This is a genomic window from Pseudomonas fluorescens, assembly GCF_902498195.1.
Taxonomy (GTDB): domain Bacteria; phylum Pseudomonadota; class Gammaproteobacteria; order Pseudomonadales; family Pseudomonadaceae; genus Aquipseudomonas; species Aquipseudomonas fluorescens_BU.
Window position 1 is genome coordinate 205,527 of the sequence record NZ_CABVIY010000010.1, and the last position, 20,593, is coordinate 226,119.

At 61.0% G+C, this 20,593-nt stretch carries 20 protein-coding genes and 1 riboswitch; of the genes, 9 read left to right on the forward strand and 11 right to left on the reverse strand.

Annotation, left to right across the window (positions count from 1 at the left end; genetic code table 11):
• Positions 1-83 precede the first annotated feature (83 nt).
• A complete protein-coding gene (locus F8N66_RS30595) occupies positions 84-488 on the reverse strand; it encodes an acyl-CoA thioesterase (RefSeq protein ID WP_150773620.1) in 405 nt (134 codons plus the stop codon).
• Between the two features lie 198 nt (positions 489-686).
• Positions 687-789, forward strand: a riboswitch (S-adenosyl-L-homocysteine riboswitch).
• 22 nt (positions 790-811) lie between these two features.
• Between F8N66_RS30595 and ahcY the strand changes: the two genes are divergently transcribed.
• The 5 genes from ahcY to F8N66_RS30620 all read left to right on the forward strand — a co-directional run bounded on the left by ahcY (position 812) and on the right by F8N66_RS30620 (position 7,366).
• The gene (gene ahcY, locus F8N66_RS30600) at positions 812-2,221 is read left to right on the forward strand and encodes an adenosylhomocysteinase (RefSeq protein WP_150773621.1); all 1,410 of its coding nucleotides are present in this window, start codon (positions 812-814) and stop codon (positions 2,219-2,221) included.
• A 143-nt stretch (positions 2,222-2,364) separates the two neighbouring features.
• Positions 2,365-3,210 carry a methylenetetrahydrofolate reductase [NAD(P)H] gene (metF, locus tag F8N66_RS30605; RefSeq protein ID WP_150773622.1) on the forward strand — a complete coding sequence of 282 codons (846 nt, stop codon included), beginning with the start codon at positions 2,365-2,367 and terminating at the stop codon, positions 3,208-3,210.
• Between the two features lie 74 nt (positions 3,211-3,284).
• Positions 3,285-4,361, forward strand: a complete 1,077-nt coding sequence (locus F8N66_RS30610) for a hypothetical protein (RefSeq protein WP_150773623.1) — start codon at positions 3,285-3,287, stop codon at positions 4,359-4,361.
• Positions 4,362-4,447: 86 nt separating this feature from the next.
• Complete coding sequence (locus F8N66_RS30615) at positions 4,448-5,272, forward strand: substrate-binding periplasmic protein (protein WP_150773624.1); 825 nt, start codon at positions 4,448-4,450, stop codon at positions 5,270-5,272.
• 222 nt (positions 5,273-5,494) lie between these two features.
• Positions 5,495-7,366 (forward strand): DEAD/DEAH box helicase, encoded by a 1,872-nt coding sequence (locus F8N66_RS30620; RefSeq protein ID WP_150773625.1) that lies wholly within the window; start codon positions 5,495-5,497, stop codon positions 7,364-7,366.
• Between the two features lie 253 nt (positions 7,367-7,619).
• Here the strand turns inward: F8N66_RS30620 and F8N66_RS30625 are convergent, their stop codons facing one another.
• From F8N66_RS30625 to F8N66_RS30640, 4 genes are all read right to left on the reverse strand, one after another.
• Entirely contained in the window at positions 7,620-8,207 is a 588-nt protein-coding gene (locus F8N66_RS30625; RefSeq protein ID WP_150773626.1) for a YceI family protein, read from the reverse strand.
• A 32-nt stretch (positions 8,208-8,239) separates the two neighbouring features.
• On the reverse strand, positions 8,240-8,791 hold the full coding sequence (locus F8N66_RS30630) for a cytochrome b (protein WP_150773627.1): 552 nt from the start codon (positions 8,789-8,791) through the stop codon (positions 8,240-8,242).
• Between the two features lie 288 nt (positions 8,792-9,079).
• The gene (locus tag F8N66_RS30635) at positions 9,080-9,268 is read right to left on the reverse strand and encodes a hypothetical protein (protein WP_150773628.1); all 189 of its coding nucleotides are present in this window, start codon (positions 9,266-9,268) and stop codon (positions 9,080-9,082) included.
• 201 nt (positions 9,269-9,469) lie between these two features.
• Positions 9,470-11,233, reverse strand: coding sequence for a flavin monoamine oxidase family protein (locus tag F8N66_RS30640; RefSeq protein ID WP_150773629.1), 1,764 nt, complete (start codon positions 11,231-11,233; stop codon positions 9,470-9,472).
• A 220-nt stretch (positions 11,234-11,453) separates the two neighbouring features.
• Between F8N66_RS30640 and F8N66_RS30645 the strand changes: the two genes are divergently transcribed.
• Positions 11,454-12,860 (forward strand): adenosylmethionine--8-amino-7-oxononanoate transaminase, encoded by a 1,407-nt coding sequence (locus F8N66_RS30645; protein ID WP_150773630.1) that lies wholly within the window; start codon positions 11,454-11,456, stop codon positions 12,858-12,860.
• A 166-nt stretch (positions 12,861-13,026) separates the two neighbouring features.
• On the forward strand, positions 13,027-13,746 hold the full coding sequence (locus tag F8N66_RS30650) for a 16S rRNA (uracil(1498)-N(3))-methyltransferase (RefSeq protein ID WP_150773631.1): 720 nt from the start codon (positions 13,027-13,029) through the stop codon (positions 13,744-13,746).
• Positions 13,747-13,839: 93 nt separating this feature from the next.
• Here the strand turns inward: F8N66_RS30650 and F8N66_RS30655 are convergent, their stop codons facing one another.
• From F8N66_RS30655 to F8N66_RS30665, 3 genes are read right to left on the reverse strand one after another with little or no spacing between them, the layout of a single operon-like run.
• Positions 13,840-14,742, reverse strand: coding sequence for a transporter substrate-binding domain-containing protein (locus F8N66_RS30655; protein ID WP_150773632.1), 903 nt, complete (start codon positions 14,740-14,742; stop codon positions 13,840-13,842).
• A gap of 27 nt (positions 14,743-14,769) precedes the next feature.
• Positions 14,770-15,120: a RidA family protein gene (locus tag F8N66_RS30660; RefSeq protein ID WP_150773633.1), complete on the reverse strand. Its 351-nt coding sequence runs from the start codon at positions 15,118-15,120 to the stop codon at positions 14,770-14,772.
• 25 nt (positions 15,121-15,145) lie between these two features.
• A complete protein-coding gene (locus tag F8N66_RS30665) occupies positions 15,146-16,387 on the reverse strand; it encodes a D-amino acid dehydrogenase (protein ID WP_150773634.1) in 1,242 nt (413 codons plus the stop codon).
• A gap of 109 nt (positions 16,388-16,496) precedes the next feature.
• Here F8N66_RS30665 and F8N66_RS30670 point away from each other — a divergent pair, with 109 nt between their 5' ends.
• Complete coding sequence (locus F8N66_RS30670; RefSeq protein ID WP_150773635.1) at positions 16,497-17,414, forward strand: LysR family transcriptional regulator; 918 nt, start codon at positions 16,497-16,499, stop codon at positions 17,412-17,414.
• 109 nt (positions 17,415-17,523) lie between these two features.
• Here F8N66_RS30670 and trhA read toward each other — a convergent pair whose 3' ends face one another.
• Positions 17,524-18,141: a PAQR family membrane homeostasis protein TrhA gene (trhA, locus tag F8N66_RS30680; protein WP_150773636.1), complete on the reverse strand. Its 618-nt coding sequence runs from the start codon at positions 18,139-18,141 to the stop codon at positions 17,524-17,526.
• A gap of 188 nt (positions 18,142-18,329) precedes the next feature.
• On the opposite strand from trhA, the gene F8N66_RS30685 reads away from it, so the two are divergent.
• Entirely contained in the window at positions 18,330-19,244 is a 915-nt protein-coding gene (locus F8N66_RS30685; RefSeq protein WP_150773637.1) for a LysR substrate-binding domain-containing protein, read from the forward strand.
• 112 nt (positions 19,245-19,356) lie between these two features.
• Here the strand turns inward: F8N66_RS30685 and madM are convergent, their stop codons facing one another.
• Both madM and madL read right to left on the reverse strand, forming a co-directional pair.
• Entirely contained in the window at positions 19,357-20,121 is a 765-nt protein-coding gene (madM, locus tag F8N66_RS30690) for a malonate transporter subunit MadM (protein ID WP_150773638.1), read from the reverse strand.
• A gap of 1 nt (position 20,122) precedes the next feature.
• Entirely contained in the window at positions 20,123-20,539 is a 417-nt protein-coding gene (gene madL, locus F8N66_RS30695) for a malonate transporter subunit MadL (protein WP_150773639.1), read from the reverse strand.
• Between the last annotated feature and the right edge of the window lie 54 nt (positions 20,540-20,593).

Here is a 20,593-nt window from a genome sequence, read left to right on the forward strand (position 1 = left end):
GCTGCCGCAGGCTGCGATCTTTTGATTTTCGTGACTGAACACCCGAAATCAAGATCAAAAGATCGCAGCCAGCGGGTCGCGCATTACTCGACGCTGGCTTCATCCTGGAACTGGTCTTTGACGTACTTGATTTCGGTCCGGCCGTGCGGGGCAGGCAAACCATCTTCGCCGAGGTTGACGAAGACCATCTTCTCGACCGTCAGGATGCTTTTGCGGGTGATCTTGTTGCGCACTTCGCACGTCAGGGTGATCGAGGTGCGACCGAACTCGGTGGCGGTGATGCCCAGTTCGATGATGTCGCCCTGGCGCGAAGCGCTGACGAAGTTGATTTCCGAAATGTACTTGGTGACGACGCGCTGGTTGCCCAACTGGACGATGGCGTAGATCGCCGCTTCTTCGTCGATCCAGCGCAGAAGACTGCCGCCGAACAGCGTGCCGTTGGGGTTGAGGTCTTCGGGTTTTACCCATTTGCGGGTGTGGAAATTCATGTTCACTCCTGAGCGTCTTGCCGAATGATGGACGGTATCTTGGCAGACCCCGGGCCAGAGCTCTATTCGGCATCTTCTATAGCCACTATTACCGTTCGCACATTGACCGACAGAAACCCTTTGGAAGATCAGCATAGCCCGCTATAATCGCCCCCGTTTCAAAACGGTAACTTCAACTTGCTACCGTTTTCCCGCCACCTGTCCGAGGGGCGCTGCAGCAGGCTAGACCTGTCAGGCTCGGATGGGGCGTTGCCAGGCCTTGATCGGCCCGACACTAAACGCACAACGGCGCCCATTCGCATACATTACGAATGGAGGCTCTCATGAGCGCTGTTATCACGCCTGCAGATTTTAACGATTACAAAGTCGCCGACATGTCCCTGGCTGCCTGGGGTCGTCGCGAAACCATCATCGCTGAATCCGAAATGCCAGCCCTGATGGGTCTGCGCCGCAAGTACTCCGAAGAGCAACCGCTCAAGGGCGCGAAGATCCTCGGCTGCATCCACATGACCATCCAGACTGCCGTGCTGATCGAAACCCTGGTTGCCCTGGGTGCCGAAGTGCGCTGGTCGTCCTGCAACATTTTCTCGACTCAGGACCAGGCTGCCGCCTCCATCGCCGCGGCCGGCATTCCGGTTTTCGCCTGGAAAGGTGAAACCGAGCAAGAGTACGAGTGGTGCCTGGAGCAAACCATCCTCAAGGATGGCGCGCCTTGGGATGCCAACATGATCCTCGACGACGGCGGCGACCTGACCGAGCTGCTGCACAAGAAGTACCCGCAGGTACTGGATCGCGTTCACGGCGTGACCGAAGAAACCACCACCGGCGTTCACCGCCTGCTGGACATGCTGGCCAAGGGCGAGCTGAAAATCCCGGCCATCAACGTCAACGACTCGGTGACCAAGAGCAAGAACGACAACAAGTACGGCTGCCGTCACAGCCTGAACGATGCGATCAAGCGCGGTACCGACCACCTGCTGTCCGGCAAGCAAGCGCTGGTCATCGGCTACGGTGACGTGGGCAAGGGCTCGGCCCAGTCCCTGCGTCAGGAAGGCATGATCGTCAAGGTTTCCGAAGTCGACCCGATCTGCGCCATGCAAGCCTGCATGGACGGTTTCGAACTGGTGTCGCCGTTCATCGACGGGATCAACACCGGCTCCGAAGAGAGCATCGACAAAGCGCTGCTGGGCAAGATCGACCTGATCGTGACCACCACCGGTAACGTCAACGTTTGCGACGCGAACATGCTCAAAGCGCTGAAAAAGCGTGCCGTTGTCTGCAACATCGGTCACTTCGACAACGAAATCGACACCGCTTTCATGCGCAAGAACTGGGCATGGGAAGAAGTGAAGCCACAGGTTCACAAGATCCACCGTACCGGCGCTGGTGCATTCGATGCCCAGAACGACGACTACCTGATCCTGCTGGCCGAAGGCCGTCTGGTGAACCTGGGTAACGCCACTGGCCACCCAAGCCGCATCATGGACGGTTCGTTCGCCAACCAGGTGCTGGCGCAGATCTTCCTGTTCGGCCAGAAGTACGCCGACCTGTCGCCAGCCCAGAAAGCCGAGCGCCTGACCGTTGAAGTACTGCCGAAGAAACTCGACGAAGAAGTGGCCCTGGAAATGGTCCGCGGTTTCGGTGGCGTCGTGACTCAACTGACCAAGACCCAGGCCGACTACATCGGCGTGACCGTCGAAGGTCCGTTCAAGCCGCACGCTTACCGCTACTGATCGGCGCCGCTTAAACGCTCGCTGTAGGAGCTGTCGAGTGCAACGAGGCTGCGATCTTTTAAAAGCAGGATCAAAAGATCGCAGCCTACGGCAGCTCCTACAGGGAGCAAGCGTCCGTCCTACGTGTTTCCAAGGATATGACCATGTCCCAAGATCGTCGCTACAGCTTCGAGTTCTTCCCAACCAAGACCGACGCTGGGCATGAAAAGCTGCTCGCCACTGCCCGTCAGCTGGCCACGTACAATCCCGATTTCTTCTCCTGCACCTACGGCGCTGGCGGTTCGACCCGTGACCGTACCCTCAACACCGTGTTGCAGCTGGAAAGCGAAGTCAAAATTCCTGCCGCGCCGCATTTGTCTTGCGTGGGCGACAGCAAGGACGACTTGCGCGGCCTGCTGAGCCAGTACAAGGCCGCGGGCATTACCCGTATCGTTGCCCTGCGCGGTGACCTGCCGTCGGGCATGGGCATGGCCAGTGGCGAGTTGCGCCACGCCAATGACCTGGTCGAATTCATTCGTGAAGAGACCGGCGATCATTTCCACGTCGAAGTCGCCGCCTACCCGGAAATGCACCCCCAAGCGCGCAACTTCGAAGACGATATCGCCAATTTCGTGCGCAAGGCTAACGCTGGCGCCGACAGCGCGATCACCCAGTATTTCTTCAACGCCGACAGCTATTTCTACTTTGTCGACCGTGTGCGAGCGCTGGGCGTCAACATCCCGATCGTGCCGGGCATCATGCCGATCACCAACTACAGCAAGCTGGCACGTTTCTCCGACGCCTGCGGTGCGGAAATCCCGCGCTGGATCCGCAAGCAGCTGGAAGCCTACGGCGACGACACCCAGAGCATTCAGCGTTTCGGCGAGCAGGTCATTACCGAAATGTGTGAGCGCTTGTTGCAGGGCGGCGCACCGGGGCTGCATTTCTATACCCTGAACCAGGCCGAAGCCAGCCTGGCTGTGTGGAACAACTTGAAGCTCCCCCGCTGATCGTCGTCCCGCAGGAACTGGACCCTCTTCGGAGGGTCTTTTTTTTTCAGAAGTAAATACGGAACGCTGTTGCAATGACGTCTTCGAACCCTCGCCCTCAACTCGTCTATCTGGTTTTCGGTTCCGAGACCTATCACCAGGAAGCCGTGTTCAGTATCGCCAGTGCCCTGGCATGGCTTCGCGAAACGCCGGACGCTGCAATCGACATCCAGGTCTTCAGCGACAACCCGCAGCCCTACGAAAAACTGCCGGTACGCGCACGCCCTCTCGACGAGGCGACACGCCGGCGCTGGAGCGAACCCCATGGCTATCATTTCCGCGCCAAACACGTCGCGTTGCGCACGGTGCTGGAAGAGTCCGAAACGGCGCTGCTGATCGACACAGACACCTTCTTCCACTGCTCCCCGCTCAAACTGTTCGAACGCGTGCAGCCCGGCACCCTGCTGTGTAACGACTACTACACCCATTACGGCAACAACAAGGAAAACCTGCTCTACAGTGCGCTCTCGCCAACCCTCAAGGAGCGGGGCCTGGCTGACGACGAGATGATGCTGCTCAACTCCGGCGTCATCGGTTTGCACCAAAAGGATGCTTACGTACTTGATCGCTCGATCGCCCTGATCGACGAATTGTTCCCGTCCGCGAAGGGGGCGTACACCCTTGAGGAGTTCTGCCTGTCGGTGGCGGCTTATCGCACGCTGGACGTCAGAAAGTGCCCGGACCTGATCCATCATTACTGGAGCCGCAAGCAGCTGTTCAGGGCCAAGGTCCAGGCCTGGGTTGGCAAACATGCCGCACAACCGACCCATCGCGAAGCACTGGACGACACCCGCCGCGTATCGGCCCGGCTGCCACGGCCACCCCGCTCCCAGCGCATGCTCTACAAGCTCATCACCCTGGCGCTACCGGTGCATTTGCGTCAGTTCATTCGGGAAATCCTCTACGGCTGCTACGAGCATCCCAACGAATTCGATAAAGCTTGCGGCCCGGTCTGGTGGGAAAAGGCACTGCAAAACCAGCAGGAGCGGATTGGTACTCCGGTGTGCAGGCACCTGCTGGAGCATTGGTTCACCCACCCCCTGGTCAGGCTGATTCTTGGAGGGCGACGCACCGCGATCCACGATCACTTGCTCAATTCGCCGAGCAAATAGAGACGTCGCGCCCAATCTGCTCAAGTCAGGGCTAAACATGCATGCCAGAGCTTCTCATTAGGCGCCCCGCGTACTAACCTCAGGCCATGCCTGTCATTTTCCAGTTGCTGACCGTTGTGCTTTTTACTTGCCTGAGCTTCACCGCCCGGGGCGAGAAGTTGCGCATTGTCACGGAGCCGTGGGCGCCCTACGTCTACGAGGAGAACGGCAAGGCCCTGGGCCTGGACTACGAAACCACGGCGATTGTCTTCAAGCGCCTGGGCATCGAAGTCGAGTGGCAGTTCCTGCCGTGGAAGCGTTGCCTGTCCATGCTGGAAACCGGTCAGGCCGATGGCGCGCTGGATATTTTCCACAGCGACGAGCGCGACGCGACCCTGCTCTATCCGAGCGAACCGCTCTCGGAGGTCCAGTTCGTGATGTTCTACGCCAACGAGCGACCGCACCCCTTTCGCACCCTCGACGACCTGCGCGGCCTGACCATCGGCACCTCTCCCGGCTACCTGTACAGCCAGGATTTCAGGGACTCGACACTGTTCATACGTGAACCGGCACCCAGTCATGAAGCCAATTTCGGCAAGCTGGTGCGCGGCCGGATCGACCTGCTGATCACCGATCGCCGGGTCGGCCAGCATCTGCTCGACGCGCTGAAGATTCGCGACAAAATTACCGAAAACCCGACCGTCATCAGCCAGCAGAGCCAGTTTCTGGCGGTGCGCCGCAATGCCGGCATGGATTTACTGGTGCAACGTTTCGGTGCCGAGCTCAAGCGTTTCAAGCGCGAACCGGCCTACGCAGAGCTGAGCGCCCGCTACGGCGCCGCCCCGGCCGACCCCGCGAGCACCCCGAGTGCCGCAAGTGCCGCCGCCACCCCCGCAAAAACCGTTGAGCAGCAGGAAAGCGGCGCGCAGTGATTGCTCTGTTATACTCCGGCCTTCCCGCCAGGCTCACGCCCGGACGCTCGGAATCGTTCTAGGCATCTCGACCCCGCTACAGCGCAGCTTTCCAGCCCGCGCGAGCGCTCCAGACGAGCTTTCGAAACCCAGCAGGACCGGACGGGATTGCGTCCTCTTAAACGCCATTCGCGCCAGGCAAGACTCCCATTGGGCCAAGCCCTAACTAAAACAGGATTACTCATGTCCTTTGCTTCCCTCGGTCTCTCCGAGGCTTTAGTCCGCGCCATCGAGGCAGCGGGCTATACCGAGCCTACTCCGGTGCAACAGCGGGCCATTCCCGCCGTGTTGCAAGGTCGCGACCTGATGGTCGCGGCACAGACAGGTACTGGTAAAACCGGCGGTTTCGCCCTTCCGATCCTGGAGCGGTTGTTCCCCAACGGTCACCCGGACAAATCCCAGCGTCACGGCCCGCGCCAACCCCGCGTGCTGGTCCTGACACCAACTCGCGAACTCGCCGCGCAAGTGCACGAAAGCTTCAAGGTCTATGCCCGTGACCTGAAATTCGTCAGCGCCTGCATCTTCGGCGGCGTCGGCATGAACCCGCAGGTCCAGGCCATGTCCCGTGGTGTTGACGTGCTGGTGGCCTGCCCTGGCCGCCTGCTGGATCTCGCCGGCCAAGGCAGCGTCGACCTGTCCCACGTGGAAATCCTCGTCCTGGACGAAGCCGACCGCATGCTCGACATGGGCTTCGTCCATGACGTGAAGAAAGTCCTGGCCCGCCTGCCGGCCAAACGGCAGAACCTGCTGTTCTCGGCGACGTTCTCCAAGGACATCACCGACCTCGCCGGCAAACTGCTGCACAACCCGGAACGCATCGAAGTCACGCCGCCGAACACCACGGTCGAGCGTATCGAACAGCGCGTGTTCCGCCTGCCCGCCAGCCACAAGCGTGCCCTGCTGGCGCACCTGATCACCGCTGGCGCCTGGGAACAGGTGCTGGTGTTCACCCGCACCAAACACGGCGCCAACCGTCTGGCCGAGTATCTGGACAAGCACGGCCTGAGCGCCGTTGCGATCCACGGCAACAAGAGCCAGAACGCCCGCACCAAAGCCCTGGCCGACTTCAAGGCCGGCACCGTGCGCATCCTGGTCGCCACCGACATCGCCGCCCGCGGCCTGGACATCGACCAGTTGCCACACGTGGTCAACTTCGAACTGCCGAACGTCGATGAAGACTACGTACACCGCATCGGCCGTACCGGCCGTGCCGGTCGCTCGGGCGAGGCGATCTCGCTGGTGGCCCCGGACGAAGAAAAACTGCTGAAAAGCATCGAACGCATGACCAAGCAGAAAATCGCCGATGGCGACCTGATGGGCTTCGATGCCAGCGCCGTGGAAGCCGAAAAACCGGAAGCCCGGGAACGTCCGGACATGCGCAACCCGCGTAATCCACGCGGCCCACGCGGTGACGGTCCGAACGGCGGCGGCGGTGGTAGCGGTCGTAAAGACAAGGGCAAGGACAAAGGCAAGGAGAAACCTGCCGGTGAGCGCGGCGAGCGCCCTGCCCGTCAGCAAAAGCCACGCGAAGGCAGCCCTGCACGTGAACAGCGTCAGCCAAGCCAGCCGCCGCGCGCCGCTGCCGATCGTGCTCCGGACGAGTTCCTGGATGACGATGTGGATAACTTCGGTAACCGCGTCGACTACGTGCCACAGCAGAAACCGGCCCAGGGCCGTGGCCGCCGTCCGGGTGCTCCCGCACAAGGCACGGCAGCCGGTTCGGGCGCCCCACGCGGCGGCAAGCCACAAGGTCGCCAGAACGGTCCGCGCAACAGCGATGGCGCCAGCACCGGCACGCCACCTGCCAAGCGCAATGGTCCACGCAACGGTGCGCCACGTGACGGCCAGGCCCGTCGCGAAGACTCGCGCAATCGTCGCCCGGCCCGCGACGACAAGCCCCTGTCGGAGCCAGCCGTGCAAAACCCGCGCGGCCCGGCGCCGAAGATCATGCACAAGGAGTCGAAGGCTGACCGCTTCCCGACACCTGAGCAGCTGGATCAACTGCCAAGCCGTCCTCGCGGCGAAAAACCGGCGTTGCTGACTCGCAATCGCTGAGTTATCGCTGAAATAAAAAAGTGCCCCGGTTCGAAAGAACCGGGGCATTTTTTATCGCCGAACGCGGTTCACTGTGGGAGCGGGCTTGCTCGCGAAAGCGGTGTATCCGTCGACATTAATGTTGCCTGGCGCGCCGCATTCGCGAGCAAGCCCGCTCGCACAATGGTTTGACGGTGTTCGCAATATTTCATCAGGACAATAAAAAACGCCCGCACTCGTGAGAGCAGCGGGCGTTTTTAGTCAGGCGCGAAAATTATTTCGCTTTTACACCTTCAAACGACACGTACATTTCAACCGCATCGGACGATGGGCCCAGGTCCTTTTGCTTGCCGAAGTCGGAACGCTTGAGGCCGAAAGTACCTTCGAAACCGGCACGGTAGCCGCCCCATGGATCCTTGCCTTCACCCAGGAAAGTGGCCTTGACCACGATTGGCTTGGTCACGCCCAGGATGGTCAGGTCACCGGCCACGTCAGCGGTATCTTTGCCCGCGGCATTTTTACCGGTTGGTTTGACGCTGGTGGACACGAACGTTGCTTTGCTGCCGTTCAGGAAGTCTTTGCTTGCGATGTGCTTGTCGCGCTCGGCGTTGTTGGTGAATACGCTGGCGGTGTTGACGTTGAACTCGATCTTGCTGTCTTCAGGCTTGGCAGCGTCAAAGCTGAACTTGCCGTCGATATCCTTGAAAGTACCGGTGATGTAGCTGTAGCCCAAGTGGCTGATCTTGAAGTCGACGAAGGCGTGCTGGCCTTCCTTGTCGACCACGTAGTCAGCGGCCATTGCGTTACCTGCGGACAACAGGGCGGAACCGATTGCCAGAGCGGCCAGGGTCTTTTTCAACATACTTTGTTTTCCTTTGTACTCGAGGTTGAAGTTCAGGCTTTGCGACCCAGCATTCGCTTGAGGGTCACATCGCGATCAATAAAGTGGTGCTTGAATGCTGCCAACGCATGGAGACCGGAAAAAATTACCAGTATCCAGGCCAGCCAGAGGTGAATCACGCCAGCGGTATCTGCCTGGTCCGGTAGTCCGGACACCAGCGCAGGCACTTCAAACAGCCCAAACACCGGAATCCCGACGCCTTCGGCGGTGGAAATCAGGTAACCGGCAATCATCACAGCGAACAGACTGAGATACAGAAAGCCATGGCCGAAATGGGCGCCAATGCGCGTCATGCGGCTGTAGCTGGACAACGTAGGGGGTGGCGGGCTGATGAAACGCCACAGCACCCGCAGCACCATCACGGCCAGCAATACCAGGCCGATGCTCTTGTGGATATCCGGCGCGTCTTTACGCCAGGTGCTGTAGTAGTCGAGACCGACCATCCACAAGCCCAGCGCGAACAGGCCGAATACCGCCAGCGCCACACCCCAGTGCAGGACGATGCTGACCAAACCGTAGCGGGAAGTAGAGTTGCGTAGCTGCATTGCTCAAATCCTGTGAGAACTGCGACCAGACTAAAGAGTTATCTATCGAATTAAAGCGGAAAATCTTGCTTTGAAATATCGAGAAATACGATCAACAGTCTGAAATGAGCGCGTTAAGAAAAGATTAAAGGCCAATGAATGCAAAAGAATGTAGCCCAACCAGAGAACACCTCCACCTGAAAATTTATTCGATAATGGGCAAGGTGCTTCTTCATGAAAAAATCGGCGCTTGAGCGGCAAGCGCCTGCTTGCTGGCTCTTGCCAACCTGATGTCACAGAGGATGACTCTTACCAGCTTTTGAAGACCGGGGGCGGATTCAGGCAATCAGGGTCGTATGGATTGATATCGCATGTATAGGCCAACTCATGGCCACGTGTTTTAGGGAAGAACTGGCCATTTTCACAACCAGACAGGGTCATCAAAATCATCACAGCAATAAGTGCCTTCATACGCTCTCCGATTTTTTTCAAGAGCATAAATTCCGGCTCCGGGGCGACCTATCATTCGCTTCTGATTACTTTGTGAGATGTATCTGAAAAAATCGCTCGGGCGTGTAGGACCGATATCCTGGCTTGTGTCATTCGCATGGCCTGAGCAGATAAAACCGGAAGGTCAGATGCTTAACGACGAGCAAAAAAAAGCGCGACCCTCGGGCCGCGCTTTTTTACACCTGAACGTTACTGAGCCTTGGTCTCAGTGGTCGCCGCTGGCTTGGCAGCCGGCTTCTTCGTCGGTTCGGCCTTTTTCACCGGCGCCTTGGCCGGGGCTTTCTTGGCCTCCGTCTTGGCTGCCGGTTTCGCTGCAGCTTTGGCCGGCGCTTTCTTGGTCGGCTCGGCTTTCACTGGCGCAACTGGCTTCGGTGCTTCGACCGGAGCGGGTGCAGGCGTCGGTGCCGGGGCTGGCGCTGGAGCCGGGGCTGGAGCAACCGGTTCTGGCGCCTTGACCGGCTCTGGCTTCTTGTCGTCATCCGAGCCACCGAACAGGTTGCTGAAGAAGTTGCCCTTCTTCGCCGCCACCGCGCCGGCCGCAGCGGCGGCTGCCACTGGAACGGCCTTCGCCGGTTCAAACGACTTGCCCGCCGCAAGGTCTTCAACCTGGCTGGCCGCGCGCTGGCCGGAACGCAATGCGCCTTCCAGGGTGCCCGGGTACAAGGTGTCGGTGTGTTCGCCAGCGAAGGCGACACGCTGGATAGGACGTTCCCACAGGCGCCAGAACTTGCTGATCTGGCCCGGACCGAAGGCCAGGTAGGCGCCGCCCATCGAAGGGTCGGTGCTGTAGCGACGGATTTCGTAGCCGGTGAACGAACCGCGGGCCTGTGGATAAAACGCGTGCAGGCGAATCAGCACCTGATCGACCATCTGCTTGTCGCCGAACGCCTGCATCACCCGGGCATTATCGCCGGACAGGTTGATCACCACGTTCGCGCCGCCCTTCAGGGCAGGCTCGATCCACAACATGCCCAGGCCGGTGTTGCTGTAGATCTCGCCAGACATCCGCGCCTTGCTTTCCCAGACCGGTGTCTTGAACTTCAGCATGATCTGGTCGCGCCAGCCGTAGTTGGTGCCCTTGATCGCCGCCAGGTGCTGGGCATCCAGCGCCGGGGTCAGCTGGATCTTGTTCAGGGCGCGCAACGGCACGGCCAATACCACGTAGTCCGCCTGATAGCCGACGCTGCCGACTTTGACCGTGACACCGTCCTTGTCCTGGGTGATGGACGACACCGGAGAACTGGTCTTGATGGTTTTCAGTTGCTTGACGAAGGCCTGGGCCAGCACCGGGCTGCCACCGACCAGACGCGACGCGCGCAAGTCACGGTCGGAGACGCCGCGGTAAACGCGGCTCTGTTGTGCGAAATACAGCAGCGACAGGCGCGAAGGTTCGTCATAGCGAGTACGAATCTGCTGATTCACCAGCTGACGGGCCGTGGGCGGCAAAGTCAGGCGATCGAGCCAGTTGGACACGTTGATCTGGTCCAGGGCGTGCAGGGTGCTGTTGGCCGACGGGTTCTGTGGGTCTTCGATCGAGCGCGCCAGGTCGTCCAGGGTCTTCTCATAGCGCTTGAGCGCTTCGGCGGTCGCCGGTTCCTTGGTCGCCAGATCGGCAGCGGTGTAATACACGCCGTCGATCAGGTAACCGGGGGTCCGCACGAACTCGGGCGCCGGCGTGGTGCTCAGCTTGAAGGTCGAGACGTATTTGTTGAGGGCCGGTTGGGTCTTGTCGTTGCCGATCCACTCGCTGGTGGCCATGCCGGAACGACCGCCCAGGCTCGGCTTGGCCTCCAGCAAGGTGACCTGCCAGCCCTTGTTCTGCAGCTCATAAGCGGCCGTGAGGCCCGCGACCCCGCCACCGATCACGATCGCGGTTTTATCCTTGGCCAGCGCAGACACGCTGAACAGCCCCAACATCACCAGCGCACAGGTGCGCAGCCAACCGACAGACATTCAGCGAACTCCGGAAATACACGAAAAATAGCGGTTTTGCGGACCAGGCGGCCCAAGAACCGCGAAGGATACGTCAGCCTTCAGACGCCCGCCAGCAACCTCTGACGACCTATACAAAGTAGCTCAATCGACACAATGGGTTGTCCCCGTGCGATGCATTGCATAGGCTTGCGCGATTGCATGTCCGCGCCAGTCACGGACCGCCTCGAGGAGAGTGAGAATGGGCCTGAATAAACAGTGGATGGAACGCGATCTCGCGGTGTTGTGGCATCCCTGCACCCAGATGAAAGACCACGAACGGTTGCCGCTGATCCCGATCAAGCGCGGTGAAGGCGTGTGGCTGGAAGACTTCGAAGGCAAGCGCTACCTCGACGCCGTCAGTTCCTGGTGGGTCAACGTGTTCGGCCACGCCAACCCGCGGATCAACCAGCGCATCAAGGATCAGGTCGATCAGCTGGAACACGTGATCCTCGCCGGTTTCAGCCATCAGCCGGTGATCGAGCTGTCCGAGCGCCTGGTGAAGATGACCCCGGAAGGCCTGACCCGGTGCTTCTACGCCGATAACGGCTCGTCCTGCATCGAAGTCGCGCTGAAAATGAGCTTTCACTACTGGCTCAACCGCGGCCAGCCGAACAAGAAGCGCTTCGTCACCCTGACCAACAGCTACCACGGCGAAACCATGGCGGCGATGTCGGTGGGCGATGTGCCGTTGTTTACCGAAACCTACAAGGCCCTGCTGCTGGACACCATCAAGGTGCCGAGCCCGGATTGCTACCTGCGCCCCGAGGGCGTCAGCTGGGAAGAACACTCGCGCACGATGTTCACCGCGATGGAGCAGACGCTGGCGGATAACCACGACAGCGTCGCGGCCGTAATCGTCGAGCCGTTGATCCAGGGCGCAGGCGGCATGCGCATGTACCACCCGGTGTACCTCAAGCTGCTGCGCGAAGCCTGCGACCGCTACGGCGTGCACCTGATCCACGACGAAATCGCCGTGGGCTTCGGCCGGACCGGGACGATGTTCGCCTGCGAACAGGCCGGCATCCGCCCGGACTTCCTCTGTCTGTCCAAGGCCCTGACCGGCGGCTACCTGCCGCTGGCCGCGTGCCTCACCACCGACGAGGTCTACAGCGCCTTCTACGACGACTACCCGACCCTGCGCGCCTTCCTGCACTCGCACAGCTACACCGGCAACCCGCTGGCGTGCGCGGCGGCACTGGCGACGCTGGATATCTTCGAAGAAGACAACGTCATCGAGAACAACAAGGCCCTGGCGCAGCGCATGGCCGCCTCCACCGCGCACCTGGTCGATCACCCGAATGTTTCGGAAGTACGCCAGACCGGCATGGTGCTGGCCATCGAGATGGTCAAGGACAAGGCCACCAAGGAGGCTTATCCGTGGCAGGAGCGCCGCGGCCTGAAGGTGTTCCAGCATGCGCTGGAACGCGGCGCCTTGCTCCGGCCGCTGGGCAGCGTGGTGTATTTCCTGCCGCCGTACGTGATCACCCCGGAACAGATCGACTTCCTGGCCGAGGTGGCCAGCGAAGGCATCGACATCGCTACCCGCGACAGCGTGAGCGTGGCAGTGCCGAAAGACTTTCACCCGGGTTTCCGTGATCCGGGCTAAGCCGCTCAGCTGAGATTCCGTGGTGCCCGAGACGGCTTCTTCGCAAGTAAGTCCAATCGTCGCACCGCCGCTCCCACAGAAGATCGAATTCAAATGTGGGAGCGGGCTTGCTCGCGAATGAATGCGACACTGATTCCACTGATTCACATTTCTCCAGAGAACCAACATGAGACTGTCCCGCTTCTTCATCGACGCGCCCCTGAGCACCGGCGAGCACGAATTGCCCGAAGCCCAGGCCCATTACATCGGCCGGGTGCTGCGCATGGCCGAGGGCGATGCGTTGCAGCTGTTCGACGGCTCAGGCCATGAGTTCCGCGCCACGCTGGTGGACGTCGGCAAAAAGCGCGTCGTGGTGCAAATCGATGAAAGCTTCGCCGGCCAGGTCGAGTCGCCATTGCAGATCCACCTGGGCCAGGGCTTGTCCCGTGGCGAGCGCATGGACTGGGCAATCCAGAAAGCCACCGAATTGGGCGTGAGCGACATCACGCCGATCTTCAGCGAGCGCTGTGAAGTGCGGCTCAAGGACGAACGCGCCGACAAACGCCTGCTGCATTGGCGCCAGGTGGCGATCAGCGCGTGCGAGCAATGTGGGCGCTCAAGGGTGCCGGTGATTCATCCACCGATGCTGTTGGCCGACTGGCTGAAACAGAGCGACGCCGAGTTGAAACTGGTCCTGCACCCGGTGGCCGAGCCATTGGTCAGTCATGCCAAGCCTTCGACGCTGGCCTTCCTGATTGGTCCGGAAGGCGGTTTGTCGGATGCGGAAGTGGATCAGGCCAAAGGGGCCGGGTTTCATGCTGCCCGCCTTGGGCCGCGTGTGCTGCGCACCGAGACCGCGCCGGTTGTGGCGCTGTCGGTGGCTCAACAGCTTTGGGGTGACTTCTAGGACCTTTTCGCGAGCAAGCCCGCTCCCACAGTGAAGCTCATTTCAACTGTGGGAGCGGGCTTGCTCGCGAATGGCCGCGACGCGTTCTAGAGGCTACTGCACCGGATCACTCACCGGCTTGGCAATGATCGCCTTGAGCTCACTCGTCATCGGGAATTCAAGGTTCAAGCCTTTCGGCGGAATCGGCTGTTCGAACCAGCGCCGGTAAATGCCGTTGATTTCGCCCGAGCTATACAGATCGCCCAGCACACCGTTCACCAGCGCCAGGAATTGCGGGTCGTCCTTGCGCACCATGCAGCTGTAGATTTCCCGCGACTGCTCCTCCCCGACCACCACCCACTTGTGCGGATCATGGGCTTTGGCGCGCTCGCCGTAGAGCAGCGCGTCATCCATGTAAAACGCCGCGGCGCGACCCGATTGCAGCATCTGGAAAGCTTCGCCATGGTCCTTGGCGCTGATCACGAACATATCGATCTTGTTGTCGACGTTGTAGCTTTTCAGAAAGCGCTCGTTGGTGGTGCCGGCGGTGGTCACCACGTTCTTGCCGCGCAGGTCGGCAAAGCTTTTGATGCCACTGTCCTTCGCAGTGAGCAACTGGCCCTTCACGTAGATAAAGCCGTAGGAGAACGCCACCTGCTTCTGCCGCTCGGCGGTCACCCCGGTGGAGCCGCATTCCAGGTCCACGGTGCCGTTCTGCACCAGCGGAATACGGGTCTGCGAGGTCACCAGGTTGTATTTCACCTTGAGGTCCGGCAGCGCCAGTTGCTGCTGGATGCGCTCGACAATCTTGCCCGCCAGCTCCACCGAATAACCCATCGGCTTACCGCTGTGATCCCCCACATAAGAGAACGGCACCGATGCATCGCGATAGCCCAGGGTGATGCTGTTGCCATTGGCGATCTTGCTCAAGGTGCCGGTCAGCGGGGCCTCATTGGCCTGGACCTGACTGCCGAGCAACAGCCCAAGGGTGCAGCCGAGCAACGTGATTTTTTGCATTGTTATTCTCCCTTGTGGGTGTGTTTTTCAGATTCGGGCGGCGGTGACGGTGATTTCCACCAGCACCTGCGGTCGCGCCAGTTCGGCCTGCACCGTGGTGCGGCTCGGGGCCTGTCCCGGCGATAGCCAGGCCGACCAGACCTCGTTCATCGCGGCAAAATCCTCGGTAATGTTTTTCAGGTAAATGGTCGCGCTGAGCAAGTGATCCTTGTCGCTGCCGGCCTCGGCCAGCAAGGCGTCGATTTTCGCCAGCACTTCGCGGGTCTGGCCGCCGGCGTCCAGGGCATCGCCCGGCACCTGGCCGGAGAGAAACACCAGGTCGCCAAAGGTCACGGCGCCAGACAGGCGCGAGTTGCTGTGCAGTCGGGTAATGGTCATGGCAATGTCCTTTTCAGAATGGAATTCAAGCCGCCCGGTGATTGAAACCGTGCAGGTCGATGGAAGGTTGACGCTGGCCGATCAGCTCGCTGAGCAGCCGGCCGCTGCCGCACGCCAGGGTAAAGCCCAACGCACCGTGGCCAAGATTGAGCCACAGGTTGCGATACGCCGTGGCCCCCAGCAACGGCACGCCACTGGGCGTCGCCGGGCGCATGCCGGCCCACTCCACGGCGGCCTCGTAGTCGCCGGCGTCGGGAAAGGTGTCGCGGGCCTGACGCTTGATCAGGGCCAGGCGCTCCGGATCGACAGCCGGGTCGAAACCGACGATGTCGACCATGGCCGCCACCCGCAATTGCTCGCCGATGCGTGCGTAGACGATCTTGCGGTCGTAATCGGTGATGCTCACGTCCGGCGCCCGGTGGCCGGCGCCAATCGGCACGGTCAGGCTGTAGCCCTTCAGTGGATACAGCGGCAGGCGCAGGCCGGGCAACGCCAGCAGCGGGCTGCGGTGACCGGCGGCAATCACCAGGTGCTCGACCGGTTGCACTTCGTTGCCCAATTCAATGGCGCTGACCGCGCCGTTGCTGTGGCGGATGCCGGTCACCGTCTGGCCGAGGCGAAATTCGCAACGACCGGAGGCTTTCAACCGCGCGGCCAATAGCTGGCAGAACGCATGGCAATCGCCGACCTCTTCGTCCGGCGTATAGATCGCGCCGACAAAGGGGGCATCCGCCAGGGCTGGTTCAAGGTCCGCACACTCGGCAGCCGACAGCACGTGTTGCTGTTGCGGATCGGCCAGGCTTTTGCGTGCATGTTCGAAGCTGCCGCCGTTGCGGAAGGTCACCAGCTTGCCATTGCGCCGCCAGTTGAAGCCGGCCAGCCCATCGTCCTCACGCCAGTCTTTCAACGTGTCCTGGCTCAACAACGCCAGACGCAACAGGTGCGCGGCGTTTTCACGGTTGACCGAACCGCGGCAGGCCGCCAGGAAGGAGGCCATCCAGCGCCATTGCACCGGGTCCAGGCGCGGGCGCAGCTTCAAGGGCGAATCGCCGCGCAGCATCCAGCCAATCGCCTGCAACGGCACGCCCGCATCGGCCAGTGGCGCGACGTAGCGATAAGAGAGCTGGCCGCCGTTGGCAAAACTGGTTTCGCGTCCCAGCGCGTCCCGAGCCTCGATCACTGTCACCTCGAAGCCGTCGCGCACCAGCGCATAAGCCGTTGCCAGGCCAATCACGCCGCCACCGATGATGCACACACGCTGAGCCATGTCCGTCCTTAAAACCGTTGTGAAGACGAAACCGAGGTTAGAGCCAGGTGACAGGCGCCGGACAATGAATAAAGATGCTCAACCCATAAACAAAGGTTATGGACTCGCCATGCGCCTTCGCCACATCGAAATTTTCCAGGCCATCCGCCAGACCGGCTCGATCAGCGCCGCCGCGCAATTACTGCACGTCTCGCAACCGGCGGTGACCAAAGTGCTGCAACACGCCGAGCAGCAATTGGGTTTTCCACTGTTCTTGCGCATACGCGGCAAGTTGCAGGCGACACCGGAAGCGCTGGAACTGGAGCGCGAAGTCGACAAGGTCAGCGAAAGCCTGCAAGGCGTGCGACGCCTGGCCCAGAGCCTGCGCCGCGAGCCCGGCCACAGCCTGCGCATCGGCGCTACCCCGGCGCTGGCCCTGTCGTTGCTGCCGCCGGCCATTCACGAATGGACCGGGCGCTACCCGGACATCGCCTGCGAACTGTCCAGCGCCCATAGCCGCGAACTGGTGCAAAACCTGCTGATGCGCGAGGTGGATGTCGCCCTGACGCTGCAACGACCGGATCATCCGGCATTGAAGGCCCAGGCCTTGGCTGCAGGCGTGTTGGTGGCGTTGGCGCCGAAGGGTTATTGGGCAGACGAAGACATCGGCCAGCCGCTGCCGTTGATGGCCTTGGCCGATGCGCCCCTGATTGGCTTGTCCAGCGCCGACCCATTGGCCGCCCGGCTCGACAGCTACCTCGAAGCGGTCGAGCCGCCTCCCCGGGTGCGCATCGCCGTGCAAACTTATTCACTGGCGCGGGCCATGGTGGAATCCGGGGCCGGGCTGGCGGTGATTGACCCGTTCACGGCCCTCGGCGCCTCTCCCGCCGCGACGACGATTCGCCCGCTCGCGCCGCCATTGCCCATCACCCTGTACGCCGTGACCCGTGCCGACGAACCACCGCCTCACACCTTGAATGACCTGCTGAACATCTTCAGCCGCCGGGCCCAGGCCCAGCTGGATCACCTGATAAAGACACGAATCTAGTGTGGGAGCGGGCTTGCTCGCGAAGGCAGCAGGTCAGCCAGCATGGATGTCGACTGACACTGCGCCTTCGCGAGCAAGCCCGCTCCCACAGGTAGAGCCACACGGAGATCTACAGGACATAAAACAAAATCGCCACGAAGTGCAGCAAACTCCCGGCGATCACGAACAAATGCCAGATCCCGTGGGCATGCCGCAGTCGGTGGTCCAGGGCAAAAAAGACAATGCCCACGGTGTACAACACCCCGCCCGACGCCAGCCAGGCAAACCCGGCGCCACCCAGTGCCGCCAACAACGGCTTGACCGCCACCAGCACGATCCAGCCCATCACCGCATAAATCACGATCGACAGGATGCGCGCCTCCGAGCGCGGCTTGATCTCTTGCAGGATGCCGATCAGCGCCAGCCCCCAGACAATCCCGAATAATGTCCAGCCCCAGGGTCCGCGCAGGGTCACCAGGCAGAACGGCGTGTAGCTGCCGGCGATCAACAGGTAGATCGAGAAGTGATCGACCTTTTGCATGATCGCTTTCTTGCGCCCGCGCACGCTGTGGTACACGGTCGACGCGCTGTACAGCACCAGCAAGGTAAAGGCGTAGATCGCCATGCTGACAATTTTCCACGGATTGCCGTCCAGGCTGGCCACGACGATCAGCCACACCCCTCCGACAAACGCCGCCACCGCCCCGACCAGATGCGTCCAGGCGTTCAGTCTTTCCCCGTGATACATCGCTTGCCTACCCCTCGAAAATCGTTGCCGCAACACGCAAGGCCGTAGGAGCTGCCGAGTGCAACGAGGCTGCGATCTTTAGCGTTCAAGATCAAGATCACAATCAAAAGATCGCAGCCTTCGGCAGCGCCTACCAAAGGCCGGCCAATACCGGGCACAATCGAACCATTCGAATAAGAGTCCGCCCCATGCTGATCGATGAAGAGTTGACCCTGAAAAAACTCGAGGTGTTCCTGGCCTTCATGCGCACCGGCAACCTGGCCCGGGCCGCCGCCGAATTGCAGACCAGCAACGTCAGTGTGCACCGCGCGATCCACTCGCTGGAAAGCGCCCTGCGTTGCCCGCTGTTCAAGCACGAAGGCCGTAACCTGACACCCCTGGAGAGTGCCTACGTCTTGGAGGAACGGGCGCAGAAGCTGATTCAGGACGTGGTCGAAAGCGTGCGCCTGACCCGCGAGGCGGCCGGGTTTTCCGCTGAGCGTTTCAAATTGGGTTCGCTGTATTCACTGACGGTGAAGACGGTGCCGCAATTGATCATGGGCCTGAAAATCCGTCGCAGCGAACTCAACATCGACCTGATTCTCGGCTCGAATTTCGACCTGCTGTACAAGCTCAAGAACATGGAAGTCGACGCGATCCTGGTGTCCCTGGACGACAGCATCAACGACCCGGACCTGGAGCATATTGAGCTGTTTTCCGACGACATCTTCCTGGCCACGCCGGCCGATTCGACATTCGCCCACAGAACTGAAGTCGACCTGGCCGAGGTCCGTGAAGAAACCTTCATCACCCTGACCCAGGGCTTCGCCACCCATCAGGACAGCAATCGGGTATTCAGCCAGGCAGGGTTCGAGCCGAAGGTGGCGATGCAGGTCAACGACATCTTTACCTTGCTGAGCATGGTCAGTTCAGGCGTCGGTTATGCGTTGCTGCCGGGAAGGATTGCGGCGGTGTACGAGAACCGCGTGAAGCTGATTCCGTTGCAGGCGAAGTATCGGATGCAGCAACACATCGGCGTGGTGTTTTTGAAGGCCAAGGAGCGCGATCCGAATCTTCTGGCGCTGCTGGCGGAGTGTCGGATGTATGCCAATCGCCATGCTTAGGACCGAGTCGCTGCCATTCGCGAGCAAGCCCGCTCCCACATTGGAATGCAGTCAAATGTGGGAGCGGGCTTGCTCGCGAAGACGTCAGTTCATTCAACAATAATCCAATGGCTTAACCCACAATCCCGCGAACAATGAAGTACAGCACCGATGGCCCCAGCAAACACCCAAGCCCGGTATGGAACGTCGCCGTCAGCGCCCCGTAAGGCACCAACCGCCGATCCGTCGCCGCCAGCCCCGCCGTCACCCCGCTGACCGTCCCGGCCAACCCGCCAAACACCATCGCCGAACGCGGGTTATCCAGGCCCATCCAGCGCGCCGCCATCGGCGTGCCGACCATCACCAGAATCGCCTTGATCAACCCGGTGGCAATCGACAACGCCATCACATCCGAGCTCGCGCCAATCGCCGCACCGGTCACCGGGCCGACGATGTACGTCACCGCACCGGCACCGATGGTGGTCATGCTCACCGCATCGCGATAGCCGAACGCCCAGGCCAGGCAAGCACCGACAATGAACGGCAGCACCGTGCCCAGCAGCAGCGCGATCACGCCGATCAACCCGGCCTTTTTCGCTTCGGTGGCCTGCACTTCGAAGGCCGTGGCGACGATGGCGAAGTCCCGCAGCATCGCACCGCCCATCAGGCCGATGCCGGAGAACAGCGTCAGGTCCGCCAGGCCCTTCTGTCCACCGGTCAGGGTGCCGCCGACCCAGGCCAGGACCAGGCCGATGACAATGGCAATCGCCGAGCCGTGAATGCGCCCGAAGGTCAGGCGTTTTGAAAGAATGACCGACACCCACATGATCACGCCGACGAAGGCAAATGCAGTGACCAGGCCGTTGTGTTCAAGACCTTTTTCGATGAGATCCCACATATCAGCGACCTCCTGCTGGCGTGCCGAGTGGCGTTATTTCCGCCGGTTCATCGGGCAAGGGTTCGCCTTTGTGGGTCCGGCTGATCAAGGCAATGGTGCAGCCGCAGACCACCACCGAACCGATCGCCGCCAGCACCGCCACCGGGCCGCCGTGCAGGGCCGTGACCACGTTCTGTTGCGCCGCCATGGCGACCACCACCGGGATGTACATGGCGCCCCAGAAGCCGACGCCCATTTCGCAATCCTTGGTCATGCCGCCACGTTTTTGCATCCACAGCCGTGCGCAGATCAGCAGGATCATCGCGATCCCCACCCCGCCGACGTTGGATTTGACACCCAGCAACACGCCAAGCATGTCACCCATGATCACCCCTGCCAGCGTACAGATCGCCAGCAGCGCCACACCGTAAATAATCATTGTTGTCGTCCTCAAAGTGCATCGTCGAATGTTGTTTTTGTTGTTCGAAGGCCT

Bases quoted from the DNA above. Each gene is read 5' to 3' on its own strand.
- F8N66_RS30595 (WP_150773620.1), bottom strand. From the start codon at position 488: ATGAATTTCCACACCCGCAAATGGGTAAAACCCGAAGACCTCAACCCC.
- ahcY (WP_150773621.1), top strand. From the start codon at position 812: ATGAGCGCTGTTATCACGCCTGCAGATTTTAACGATTACAAAGTCGCC.
- metF (WP_150773622.1), top strand. From the start codon at position 2,365: ATGTCCCAAGATCGTCGCTACAGCTTCGAGTTCTTCCCAACCAAGACC.
- F8N66_RS30610 (WP_150773623.1), top strand. From the start codon at position 3,285: ATGACGTCTTCGAACCCTCGCCCTCAACTCGTCTATCTGGTTTTCGGT.
- F8N66_RS30615 (WP_150773624.1), top strand. From the start codon at position 4,448: ATGCCTGTCATTTTCCAGTTGCTGACCGTTGTGCTTTTTACTTGCCTG.
- F8N66_RS30620 (WP_150773625.1), top strand. From the start codon at position 5,495: ATGTCCTTTGCTTCCCTCGGTCTCTCCGAGGCTTTAGTCCGCGCCATC.
- F8N66_RS30625 (WP_150773626.1), bottom strand. From the start codon at position 8,207: ATGTTGAAAAAGACCCTGGCCGCTCTGGCAATCGGTTCCGCCCTGTTG.
- F8N66_RS30630 (WP_150773627.1), bottom strand. From the start codon at position 8,791: ATGCAGCTACGCAACTCTACTTCCCGCTACGGTTTGGTCAGCATCGTC.
- F8N66_RS30635 (WP_150773628.1), bottom strand. From the start codon at position 9,268: ATGCTCTTGAAAAAAATCGGAGAGCGTATGAAGGCACTTATTGCTGTG.
- F8N66_RS30640 (WP_150773629.1), bottom strand. From the start codon at position 11,233: ATGTCTGTCGGTTGGCTGCGCACCTGTGCGCTGGTGATGTTGGGGCTG.
- F8N66_RS30645 (WP_150773630.1), top strand. From the start codon at position 11,454: ATGGGCCTGAATAAACAGTGGATGGAACGCGATCTCGCGGTGTTGTGG.
- F8N66_RS30650 (WP_150773631.1), top strand. From the start codon at position 13,027: ATGAGACTGTCCCGCTTCTTCATCGACGCGCCCCTGAGCACCGGCGAG.
- F8N66_RS30655 (WP_150773632.1), bottom strand. From the start codon at position 14,742: ATGCAAAAAATCACGTTGCTCGGCTGCACCCTTGGGCTGTTGCTCGGC.
- F8N66_RS30660 (WP_150773633.1), bottom strand. From the start codon at position 15,120: ATGACCATTACCCGACTGCACAGCAACTCGCGCCTGTCTGGCGCCGTG.
- F8N66_RS30665 (WP_150773634.1), bottom strand. From the start codon at position 16,387: ATGGCTCAGCGTGTGTGCATCATCGGTGGCGGCGTGATTGGCCTGGCA.
- F8N66_RS30670 (WP_150773635.1), top strand. From the start codon at position 16,497: ATGCGCCTTCGCCACATCGAAATTTTCCAGGCCATCCGCCAGACCGGC.
- trhA (WP_150773636.1), bottom strand. From the start codon at position 18,141: ATGTATCACGGGGAAAGACTGAACGCCTGGACGCATCTGGTCGGGGCG.
- F8N66_RS30685 (WP_150773637.1), top strand. From the start codon at position 18,330: ATGCTGATCGATGAAGAGTTGACCCTGAAAAAACTCGAGGTGTTCCTG.
- madM (WP_150773638.1), bottom strand. From the start codon at position 20,121: ATGTGGGATCTCATCGAAAAAGGTCTTGAACACAACGGCCTGGTCACT.
- madL (WP_150773639.1), bottom strand. From the start codon at position 20,539: ATGATTATTTACGGTGTGGCGCTGCTGGCGATCTGTACGCTGGCAGGG.